General features: G+C 63.5%; 7 protein-coding genes and 1 pseudogene. 2 read left to right on the top strand and 6 right to left on the bottom strand.

Annotated elements, in window-relative coordinates; all coding sequences use genetic code 11:
• Together EOA60_RS38805 and EOA60_RS06500 are read right to left on the bottom strand one after the other, a co-directional pair.
• A pseudogene (locus tag EOA60_RS38805) lies at positions 1-230 on the bottom strand (hypothetical protein); the annotation flags it as partial.
• Positions 231-384: 154 nt separating this feature from the next.
• Positions 385-1,242: a helix-turn-helix transcriptional regulator gene (locus EOA60_RS06500; protein WP_095778490.1), complete on the bottom strand. Its 858-nt coding sequence runs from the start codon at positions 1,240-1,242 to the stop codon at positions 385-387.
• Between the two features lie 228 nt (positions 1,243-1,470).
• On the opposite strand from EOA60_RS06500, the gene EOA60_RS06495 reads away from it, so the two are divergent.
• Complete coding sequence (locus tag EOA60_RS06495) at positions 1,471-2,481, top strand: fatty acid desaturase (protein WP_095825670.1); 1,011 nt, start codon at positions 1,471-1,473, stop codon at positions 2,479-2,481.
• A gap of 75 nt (positions 2,482-2,556) precedes the next feature.
• Positions 2,557-3,402 (top strand): PhnD/SsuA/transferrin family substrate-binding protein, encoded by an 846-nt coding sequence (locus EOA60_RS06490; protein WP_128311161.1) that lies wholly within the window; start codon positions 2,557-2,559, stop codon positions 3,400-3,402.
• Here EOA60_RS06490 and EOA60_RS06485 read toward each other — a convergent pair.
• The 4 genes from EOA60_RS06485 to EOA60_RS06470 form a co-directional block, all read right to left on the bottom strand.
• Positions 3,364-4,710, bottom strand: a complete 1,347-nt coding sequence (locus EOA60_RS06485; protein WP_128311159.1) for a Xaa-Pro peptidase family protein — start codon at positions 4,708-4,710, stop codon at positions 3,364-3,366. The two genes, EOA60_RS06490 and EOA60_RS06485, sit on opposite strands and share 39 nt — an antisense overlap.
• Before the next feature lie 17 nt (positions 4,711-4,727).
• On the bottom strand, positions 4,728-6,236 hold the full coding sequence (locus tag EOA60_RS06480; protein ID WP_164748371.1) for a glycosyltransferase family 39 protein: 1,509 nt from the start codon (positions 6,234-6,236) through the stop codon (positions 4,728-4,730).
• 92 nt (positions 6,237-6,328) lie between these two features.
• A complete protein-coding gene (locus EOA60_RS06475) occupies positions 6,329-8,899 on the bottom strand; it encodes an FAD-dependent oxidoreductase (protein ID WP_127335509.1) in 2,571 nt (856 codons plus the stop codon).
• A 53-nt stretch (positions 8,900-8,952) separates the two neighbouring features.
• Positions 8,953-10,466, bottom strand: a 1,514-nt coding sequence (locus EOA60_RS06470) for a trimethylamine methyltransferase family protein (RefSeq protein WP_128311157.1), incomplete at its 5' end; no start/stop codon positions are given.

Below are 10,466 nucleotides of genomic sequence, written 5' to 3'. Positions count from 1 at the left end.
CTGAAATTGCTCTTGACACGCTCGGACTTGAACCAGTCGGCCTTCGCGAGCGCCGTCGGCATCGATCGTTCGGCGCTGTCGCAACTCCTGTCGGGCGCCGTCTCGTTGAGCAGCTCGGGGGCTTCGCCGGCCTCAAGTCCCATCGCGAATAAATTGGTGCCGGTGGCGCCGTCGGCCAGCAGCACGCCTTTTTCGGCAAGCAATGCGTCGATCGGATTGGTGGCGGTCATGGCTCTGGCTTTCGTATCCTGAATTCAAATAACGATATAAAGAAGTCTTTATATCTAGTCAACGAATATGAGGCCCGCTCTTGCGTGAGTTTCCTAAAACGACGGTCGGCCAGGTTGGTCGCCGCATGCCAGCATGGCGATATAGCGGCCGCGTTCAGACAGAGCCTGAGGTGAAGGAGATGCCGGCCAGTTTCTGCGTGAAGCTCGCAGCCTCATGCGCGTTGACATCGGCGGCTCGGATCAGATTGTCGAAGTGGCTGGTCAGGGTACGGACCGGCTGGGTGGCGTTCAACACCAGATACATATCGCCGACATAGATTGCGGCGCGGTACGGCCCGAAGATCGTATAAGGGATCGAATAGCGCATGCGGCCGTCATAGAGGAACAGGCGGAAGGTCGGGTAAAGGTCGTCGAGGAGCGTTGCCATGTGCAGCAATTGCCGGCGGCGCTCGGCTTCCGGGAACCGGTCCCAGACGCCGAGCCCGCGTGCGAAAATCTCCAGCGTATGGCGCGGCATGCAGACCTCCATGTCGGTCTCGGGCCGCCTGTTGTAGTCGATGCGGTATTGCGTTTCGCCGGCCTGCGCCTCGCGGCTCTTGTTGGTAATGCCGGCCTCGTATTCGACAAGGGCCTCGGTGCGCAGGAGGTCCGGAATGCCCGCCGGCACGTAGCGGATCTTGGTGCCGACCGCCTCGGCGTGCCATTTGGCAAGTAGCGTGCGGTCAAAGCCATCCGGCGCCTCCTCGATCTCGAGGCTTTCGCGAATCTCGCCGGTGACGCCTTCGTCCTGGCTAAGGCCCAGCAGCCAATCGAGCGATACCTTGAACTCGGCGGCAATGTTGAGAAGCGTCTCGGCGCGGGGCAGGCGCGTCGAGGCGCCCGACAGGAGTTGCGACAGCGCCGAACGATCGATGCCGACGGCGCTCGCGAAGGCCGACTGGTTCAAGTCCGAGCGTGTCAAGAGCAATTTCAGGCGCTCTCGGAAGACCGTCGACAGATCACGCTTGTCCATCACGCCGCTCCTTTCCAGTGGAGGAAAAATTTGCGCCCAGGCCTGCTGGTTAGGTGCTCAGGCGCAAATGAATCCCCAAATCTGTTTACAATATATAACATCTGCAGCTAAAAATGCGCATTCGCAACAGATTGTTCACTTTGTCGCGTTGCGACAACGACAGGCTCCTGACACAATGCTGTCAGGAATCAAAGTGGTTCCGGCGACTGGAAGGCAGTGGTCGATAGCATGACTGGCATACGCAAGAGACATAGCAGCACACCGGCCGTGGAATGGCCGACAGTATTCCTCACGCTGTTCTGTTATGGCGCCTGGCTTGCCACCGGCTTCCTGCTTTGGCCTTCCTATCCGCTGCTGGCCCTTGTCGCCTTGGCCTTGATACTGGCCCTGCAATCCTCGCTGATGCACGAAGTGCTGCATGGCCATCCGACCCGCAACGCCAACATCAACGAGGCCTTCGTCATCCTGCCGATCGGGCTGGTCTGGCCGTTCCGCCGTTTCAAGGCGATCCATCTTCGCCACCACGCCGACGAGCGGCTGACCGACCCGCTCGACGATCCGGAAAGCTATTACCAGGCGCTCTGGATGCATGCGGAAATGCCGCCAGCGATGAAGGTCCTGCTCAAGATCAACAACACAATGGTCGGCCGCTTCGTTCTCGGACCTTGGCTGTCGTCGATCGGCTTCTTCCTCGAAGACGCCAGACAGATGGCCGCCGGCGACAAGGCGATCCGCAAAGCCTGGCTGCTGCATGCGGTCGGACTTGCAGTGGTCGTGCCGATCGTGACCTTCGGCTTCGGCATCCCGCTCTGGCTCTACATACTGGGGCCGGTGTGGCTCGGCCAGTCCCTGATTTCGGTGCGCACCTATGCCGAGCATCAGTGGTCGGAACACCCGGAGGGCCGCACGATCATCGTCGAGCGGTCGCCGCTCTCCTTCCTGTTCCTCAACAACAACCTGCATTTCGTGCACCACAAGAGCCCGACCGTCGCCTGGTACAGACTGCCGAAGATGTTTCGCGATCGCCGCGAAGAATGGCTGCGGATGAACAACGGCTACGTCTATCCGAATTATTTCGCGCTGATCAAATCATTTGGCTTCAAGGCCAAGGAGCCGGTGGTGCATCCGGTGCTGCGCCGCGCGCCCGAACCCGGCCGTGCCTTCAAGCCGCGCATCAGAGCGCGTAATGTGAGTGGACTTGGCACGGCTCCGGTGCCGGCTGAGCCGCCGAAAGAGTAATTTCGAACTTTCGCGACTGCTTTATCGCCGCGGAATTCAGGCGCCGATGACCGCCTGTTTTGAAAGCTGTTCGTCATGAGCAAGTTGATTGCGGCTCTGCCGATGTATGACTGGCCGGAAGTTCGCGGCGAGATCGACGCGCAATGGGCGCAGCTCCGCGACGCTTTTCGACGGAGGGGTATCAACGCGCCGGAAAGAATGGCGCGCAGCAATCGCGACCTGCCGCCGGTGTCCGGCGGCATCCAAGACGGCGCCGGGAAGCTGATAGCGCCCGACCCCGCGACATTGCCCCCGGACGAGTTCGATTTTCACCAGCTCTGGCTGAGCCCGGCGCTGCTTTTCGGACAGACCTGCTGGGGGCCGATGGAGCTCGGCCTGGCCAGGCATGTGCAGGTGGTCGCTCAGCCAAGCTATGACGCCTTCGAGGGCGGGCAGGGCGAGCTCTATTCCAGCGCGCTGGTGATGCCGGCTGATGGCGGGACGTCGGTTGGCTCGCCCGAGGATGGCAAGGCCGTCATCCCGCTCGATCTCATCCGCGGCAAGCGCTTCATCTTCAACAATCCGGATTCGATGTCCGGGCTGCTCGGGCTGACGCGCGACCTGGAGGCGATCGGCGAAAGTCTGGGCGTCTTCGCCTCGTGCGGCGAAAGCGGCGGCCACCGGTCGTCGATCGTCGCCATCGCCGAGGGCAGGGCCGATATCGCCGCCATCGACTGCCAGAGCTGGGCATTGGCGCAGCGATTCGAGCCGGCGGCGCGGCGCGTGAAAGTGGTCGGCTGGACGACCAGGCGGAAGGGATTGCCGTTTATCTCGGCCAGGGCCACATCGGCGGACGTCGTTGCGTCCATGCGCGAGGCCATCGCCGAGCTTGGCTTGGACGGGTCAAATAACAAGCAGCTTTTCGTCGAGCGGGTAGGCTGAGAGTTTTTCGTTGCCGGTCTCGGTGATGAGGATCTGCTCCTCGATCTTGACGCCCTCGCGGCCGCCGAGCCTGCCGATATAGCTTTCCACGCACAGCACCATACCGGGTTCCAGGACGCCATCCGGCGTGTCGTCCGTCCAGTCGCTGGCATGCGGCAGGGTCGGATATTCGTCCGCCAGACCGACGCCGTGGTAGAGCACGCCGTAGCGCGCCGGGAAGCAGTCTCCCGGCGGCACGGCGGAGCGTTCGACGAGATCGCGAAAGGAAATGCCCGGCCGCATCAATACCGTGTTGTGGGCGATCTGGTCGGCGGCGATGCGGAACAGGTCATGCTGCTCGTCGGACGGCCGGCCATCGCCGCAGAGCCAGGTGCGCGAGAGGTCGGCGCAAAATCCATAGGGACCGATGAGGTCGGTGTCGAAGGCGACGAGATCGCCGTCCTCGACGATGCGCGACGAGCATTCCTGGAACCAGGGGTTGGTGCGCGGCCCGGACGACAGAAGCCGGGTCTCGATCCATTCGCCCCCGCGCGCGATGTTGCCGCGATGCAGTTCCGCCCAGAGCTCGTTCTCGGAAATGCCAGGCTTCAGCGCCCCTTCCATCTCGCCCATCGCCGCCTCGCAGGCGACAATGGCGCGGCGCATGGCGAGGATCTCGTCGGGCGACTTTATGAGGCGCGCATTCTCCATCACCGCCTCGCCATTGCCGACCGTGATGCCGCGGCGGGCAAGCTCTTCGACACCTTCCGGATTAATGTGGTCGACGGCGATCCGCCGACTGCCGCCGCCGTGCTCGGCAAGGAGCTCGGCGATGCCGGCTGCCCAGCGACGGACCTTCTTGTCGGTCAGCTCGCCGCTATAAAGATACATCCACGACACCGCCGGCCGCACCTCGTCGACGACGCCGGCGTGATCCGACAAATGCTCGCAGGAGAAATAGTCGAACAGCACCACAGGACCTTCTGTGGCGACGAAACAGTGGCGGGTCGGATTGTGTGCGACCCAGAGCTGCATGTTGGTCGAATCCGTCGCGTAGCGGATGTTGACCGGGTCGTAGAGCAGGGCGCCCGCATAGTCGCGGCGCCTGAGCTCAGCGCGGATGCGCTCGAGCCGATAGCTTCGCATGGCAGGCAGGTCTGGAGCGGCGATGCCTGCCGCCGCCCATTCGGCTTCGGCTACCGCGCCATAGCCCAGAGCGTGCTGGTTGAGCGCGGCAGCCTTCTCGCGGGAGGCGGCGCGCAGCGCCTCGACGGAGCCGGGTTCGAACGGCATGATCTTGCGGTGGCGGCCGAAACGTTGTGTGTCCATGCGGTCCCCCTGGCTGTCTATTGCGGCGTCATCTTGTGCAGCCTGGTGATCGTGACCTGGCGCGGTGCGTTCCCCAACTGCGGCACCGCGATGCGCCGATGGACGGTGTCCATCACATAGCCGGCCTCGGTGATCCTCTTGAAGATGACGGAAGCCGGTTCCTCGTCATCCGCGAGCACAAGCACCGCGGGCTCGCGGATCGATTTGGCGAAATCGGGTATCTCGTCGTCGAGCACGATGAGATCGGGATCGACGAGGCGGAGATTGCCGATCCAGAACCAACTCGAGACCACAGTGCCGACCGGTCCGTCGGCTGTCAGCTGACGATGGAGCGAAGCGTAGTCCATGCGCACGATGCTGCCGCGGTTATCGCCGCCGCGGACCTGCATGTACCAGCTTACCGGAAGCACCAGGATGGCCATCACGGCGCCGACGAAGACGATTGTAGCCTGCGTCTTCCTGCCCCTTTCCCCCATCGCGTCCAGCCGCATGGCAATGGCGACCGGCAACAGCACGAATACGGGCAGCATCCAGCGATCGCGAAACTGTGTGATGCCTCCCGCCAGCACCACCACGAGCGTGATCAGCAAGGCGAAGCCTATCGCTCGCCAGACCAGCGTCTCTGGCCACGGTGCGGCCTCGGGCGGTGGTGCGGATTGCTTGCGCGCCAGGAAAAACGCGACGGCAAAGATCGTGGCCGGCAGCCCGGCGAAATTGAGTATCGCATTGCCCAAGCCGCGGATGCCGCGAGACAGGGTCTTTGCCGCGCTGCCCCCCTCGGCGACGCCCAGGCCACCGCTGTGCGCCAGCAGGTCTCCCAGATGCGTGAGGCTCCAGTAGAATGTGGGCAGGCAGGCGAGGATCGCCACAACCACACTGATCAGGAAACGGCGATCGAAGATCGCCTCACGTGTTTCGCGGACGGACAGCGCCGCAAGGAACAGCGCAGCGAGAAAGATCACCTCATTGTATTTCGACAGCATTGCGGCGGCGGTCGCCAAGCCAAGCAGCACATACGCGGTAGTCGAGCGCCGTTTCTGCAACTCGGCGACTGCCAGGAGCAGCAGCGATGAAAAGCAAAAAACCGCGACCGAGTGGGTGAGGGCATGCTGCATCTCCCATACGATCTGTGGAAACAGCAGCAGGCCGAACATGGCGGCGGTCGCCGCGCGGGCTGAGTAGCCCAGGCGGCGCACTGTGGCGAAGGACGCGACCAATCCACCGGCCAGCAGCGTGTATTTGACGATCTTGAGCGCGAGAATGCTGGTTCCAACCAGCGAGGCCGTGAGGATGCCGAACCAGGTGTATAAAGGCGGCTGCGAGCCGCCATAGCCGGCCGCGAGGAAGCGCATCGCCATCAACTGTTCGGCGTCGTCGACGCCGACGCCGGTGCCCACGAAATGGGACGAGAGCGGCATAACCACGATCTGGACCAGGCAATAGGCAAGTGCAAACGCGATTGCGGCACTGAAAGGGCCGACCCGTTCATCGCAGAGCCAGTCGGTCCATTTCTCCAGCTGCCGCAAGGGTCGTCTTCTCATCTGATGCGTTGGTGGCCGGTTGCTATATAGCCGGCCACCAACACGATCCGAAAGCGGTACATTGCGGCTTCCTGGAATCAGGTGCGCATCTTCTCGCCGCTCGGGTCGAAGGGCGGTTCGACGTTGATGCGGGCCGGGCGGCGGTGGCCGAGGATCTCGATCTCGAACAGGCCGGCGCTCTCGTCCTCGGCAAGGGCCGCCGGCACATAGCCCTGCGCCATCGACTTTTGCACGTAGTGCGCATAGCCGCCCGAGGTCACCCAGCCGACAACGCGCCACTCGCCATCGACGATGCCGCGCACGGCCGAAGCGCCTTCGGCGGCTTCGGAGCCGCGCACTTCCTTGCCCGTCTCGTCGAAGCGCGGCGCGCCGTAGCCATGCGGTTTCTCCACCGTGCCATAATCCTTGCTGACCTTGGCCCAGATCGGCTCGTCGCCCATCACGTCGGCGTCGGCAGCATCGACGATGAAGGAGACGCGGCGCAGCTTCGGCCCTTGCGCCTGCTCCCTGGCAGCCGCCTCGCGGCCAATGAAGTCGTTCTTCTCCAGCTTGATGAAGCGGTCCATCGAACCTTCGAACGGCCCGTAGATCGGACGCAACTCGCGGAACCAGGTAGGGAAGTTCTTTTCGAGACGCATCGACAGCAGTGCGCGCATGCCGAAATCGACGAGGCCGAATTCCTCGCCTGCTTCCTTGATCGCCTTGTAGACGAGGCGCTGATAGGCGGGCGCCATCCAGATCTCGTAGCCGAGGTCGCCGGTATAGGTGATGCGGTTGACCATGCAGGGCGCGCCGCCGACCGCCATCTCGCGGAAGTCCATGAAGCGGAAGGCCTTGGTCGAGACGTCGACGTCCACGAGTTTCTGCAGCAAATTCCGCGCGCTCGGTCCGGCGATCGACAGGCCGACCAGCGTCTGGTCAAAGCGGTGGATGCGCACAGAACCATCCTTGGGCAGGTGCTTCTCGAACCAGCGCATATGGTATTTCTGCGCGGCCGAAGAGCCCCAGATCATGAAACGGTCCTCACCGGTCTTGGCGATGGTGAAGTCGCCGATCAGCCTGCCGAACTCGTTGACCATCGGGGTGAGCACAATGCGGCCGGTCTTCGGCATCCGGTTGGTCATCAGCCGGTTGAGGAAATCCTCGGCGCCCGGCCCGGAAACTTGGTACTTGGCAAAGTTGGCGATCTCGGTGACGCCGACCCGTTCGCGCGTCGCGCGAACTTCCTCGCCGATCGGGCCGAAATCGTTGGAGCGGTGGAAGGAGACGATGTCCTTTGGCTCGGTGCCCTTGGGCGCGAACCAGAGCGGGGTTTCCAGTCCCCACGAGTCGCCCATGACCGCATTGTTGGCGAGCATCGTGTCGTAGAGCGGCGTCGTCTGCGCCGGCCGGGCGGCCGGCAGTTCCTCGTTCGGAAAGCGGATCGAGAAGCGCCGCGAATAATTCTCGCGCACCTTGGCGTTGGTGTAGCGCAGCGTCGCCCATTCGCCGAAGCGGGCGACATCCATGCCCCAGACGTCGAAGCCCGGATCGCCGTGCACCATCCAGTTGGACAGCGCCAGGCCAACGCCGCCGCCCTGGCTGAAGCCGGCCATGACGGCGCAGGCACACCAGAAGTTGGTCAGGCCCTGGACTGGGCCGACCAGCGGGTTGCCGTCGAGCGCGAAGGTGAAGGGGCCGTTGATGATCTGTTTGATGCCGGCCTTCTCGATGCCGGGGAAATGCTTGAAGCCGATCTCCAGCGACGGCGCGATGCGGTCGATGTCGGGTGGCAAGAGTTCATGACCGAAATCCCAGGGCGTGTTGACCGGCGACCATGGCTTGCAGGCTTTTTCATAGGTGCCGAGCAGGATGCCGTTGCGCTCCTGGCGGGTGTAAATCTCGCCCTTGAAGTCGAGCACGCCGATCATCTCGCGGCCGGTCGATCTGTTGAATTCCTCGACCTCCGGCATCGGCTCGGTGAGCAGGTACATGTGCTCCATCGCCAGCACCGGCAGCTCGACGCCGACCATGCGGCAGATCTCGCGCGCCCACAGCCCGCCGCAATTGACGACATGCTCGGCTTTCACCGTGCCTTGCTCGGTGACGACGTTCCAGGTGCCGTCGGCTTCCTGCGTCAGCTCGACGACGCGGTTGCGCAGCACGATCTCAGCGCCGAGTTTTCGCGCGGCCTTGGCGTAGGCGTGGGTCGTGCCGGAGGGGTCGAGATGGCCTTCGACGGGATCCCACATGGCGCCGACGAAATTCTTCTCGTCCATCAGCGGGAACATCGCCTTGGCTTCGGACGGCGTGATCAGCTCGGTATCCATGCCGAGATAGCGGCCCTTGGCGTGGGCGAGCCGCAGGAAATCCATGCGCTCGGGGGTATCGGCCATCATCACGCCGCCGGTCAGATGCAGCGAGCAGGACTGGCCGGAAAGCTCCTCGATCTCCTTGTAGAGCTGGACGGTATAAGCCTGCAGCTTGGCGACGTTCGGGTCGCCGTTCAGGGTGTGGAAGCCGCCCGCCGCGTGCCAGGACGAGCCGGAGGTCAGCTCCGAGCGCTCGATCAGCATGATGTCGGTCCAGCCGGCCTTGGCGAGGTGGTAGAGCACCGAGCAGCCGACGACCCCGCCGCCGATGACAACCGCTTTAACGTGGGATTTCATGAAGATAGGTCCGTTTTTGCAGAGACTGAATCGAGTGAGCGGGGCGTGAAAGATCAAAAATCGGTCGGCGCGCCGCCTTCGGTGCGGCGCTTCTCGACGAAGTCGTTGAGCTCCTCGCGGATGGCCGGGTCCATATACGGCTCTTCGTATGCTGCGAGGCGCTCCTTCCACACCTTGTTGGTGCGTTCCAGCGCCGTCGGCGAGCCCGCCTCGGTCCAGGTCTCGAAATTGCGCCAGTCGGAGACGATCGGCGAGTAGAAGGCGGTCTTGTAGCGCTTCTGCGTGTGCTGGGTGCCGAAGAAATGGCCGCCCGGGCCGACCGACTGGATGGCGTCGAAGCCGAGCGCGTCTTCGGAGAGATCGAGCGGGGTGAGAAATTCGGCCACCATCTGCAGGAGGTCGATGTCGAGGATGGTCTTTTCATAGGAGCAGCGCAGGCCGCCTTCCAGCCAGCCGGCGCCGTGCATCATCAGATTGCCGCCGCCCTGGATGGCGCCCCAGAGCGAAAAGACGCTTTCATAGGCGGCCTGAGCGTCGACCGTGTTGGCGGCGCAGGTGTTGGAGGTCCGGTAGGGGATATTGTAACGGCGGGCGAGCTGGCCGCCGGCGAGCTGCGCCTTCATGTATTCGGGCGTGCCGAAGGCCGGTGCGCCCGACTTCATGTCGACATTGGAGGTGAAGCCGCCATAGCCGACCGGCGCGCCCTTCTTCACCATCTGGGCAAAGGCGATGCCGGAGAGCGCCTCGGCATTCTGCTGCACCAGCGCGCCGGCGATGGTGACGGGCGCCATGGCGCCGGAGAGCGTGAACGGCGTGACGATCACCGCCTGGCCCATGCTCGCCATTTGGATGATGCCTTCCATCATCGGCACGTCGAGCTTGAGCGGCGAATTGGTGTTGATGATGGTGAAGACCGACGGCTCCTCCATCAGCTGCTCGCGGCTGACGCCGCGCGCGATGCGGGCGATCTCGATGCCGTCGACATTGCGTTCCTTGCCGAGCGAATAGATGTGGAAGACCTTGTCGGTCAGCGTGGCGAGGTCGCGGATGCATTCGAGATGCCGGACCGAGGGATGGATGTCGATCGGCTCGACCGGATAGCCGCCGGTGCACTGCAGGATGTTGTGCATCTGCGCCAGGCGCAGGAAATTGCGGTAGTCGACCTGGTTGCCGGGGCGGCGGCCGCGGTCGAGGTCGGAGCAGTTCGGCGCCGAGGCCATCATCGACAGGATAACGTTGTTGCCGCCGAAGCGCAGATTGTGCGCCGGGTTGCGGGCGTGCAGCGTGAACTCCGGCGGACAGTACGCGATGAGCTCGAGGATCATGTCGCTGTCGAAGCGAACGCGCTCGCTGCCTTCGCGAACGTCGGCGCCATGCGCCTTCATGATGCGGCGGGCTTCGTCATGCAGCACGTCGACGCCGATCTCCTTCAAAACGCGCAGCGAGGCGAGGTGGATCGATTCCAGTTCGTCGTCGGACACCAGCCTGGTGGGCACCAGCGGGTTCTTAAGCTGCCGGAACGGCGGCTGCTCGAAGGCTGCCGATCCGCCGGCACGTTTGCCAGCAC

Origin of the sequence: Mesorhizobium sp. M1A.F.Ca.IN.020.06.1.1, from assembly GCF_004023265.1 — a bacterium.
Taxonomy (GTDB): domain Bacteria; phylum Pseudomonadota; class Alphaproteobacteria; order Rhizobiales; family Rhizobiaceae; genus Mesorhizobium.
The sequence above is the reverse complement of the archived record's forward strand: the minus strand, read 5'-3'. Positions and strand labels throughout refer to the sequence as shown.

Bases quoted from the DNA above. Each gene is read 5' to 3' on its own strand.
- EOA60_RS06475 (WP_127335509.1), bottom strand. From the start codon at position 8,899: ATGAAATCCCACGTTAAAGCGGTTGTCATCGGCGGCGGGGTCGTCGGC.
- EOA60_RS06490 (WP_128311161.1), top strand. From the start codon at position 2,557: ATGAGCAAGTTGATTGCGGCTCTGCCGATGTATGACTGGCCGGAAGTT.
- EOA60_RS06500 (WP_095778490.1), bottom strand. From the start codon at position 1,242: ATGGACAAGCGTGATCTGTCGACGGTCTTCCGAGAGCGCCTGAAATTG.
- EOA60_RS06485 (WP_128311159.1), bottom strand. From the start codon at position 4,710: ATGGACACACAACGTTTCGGCCGCCACCGCAAGATCATGCCGTTCGAA.
- EOA60_RS06495 (WP_095825670.1), top strand. From the start codon at position 1,471: ATGACTGGCATACGCAAGAGACATAGCAGCACACCGGCCGTGGAATGG.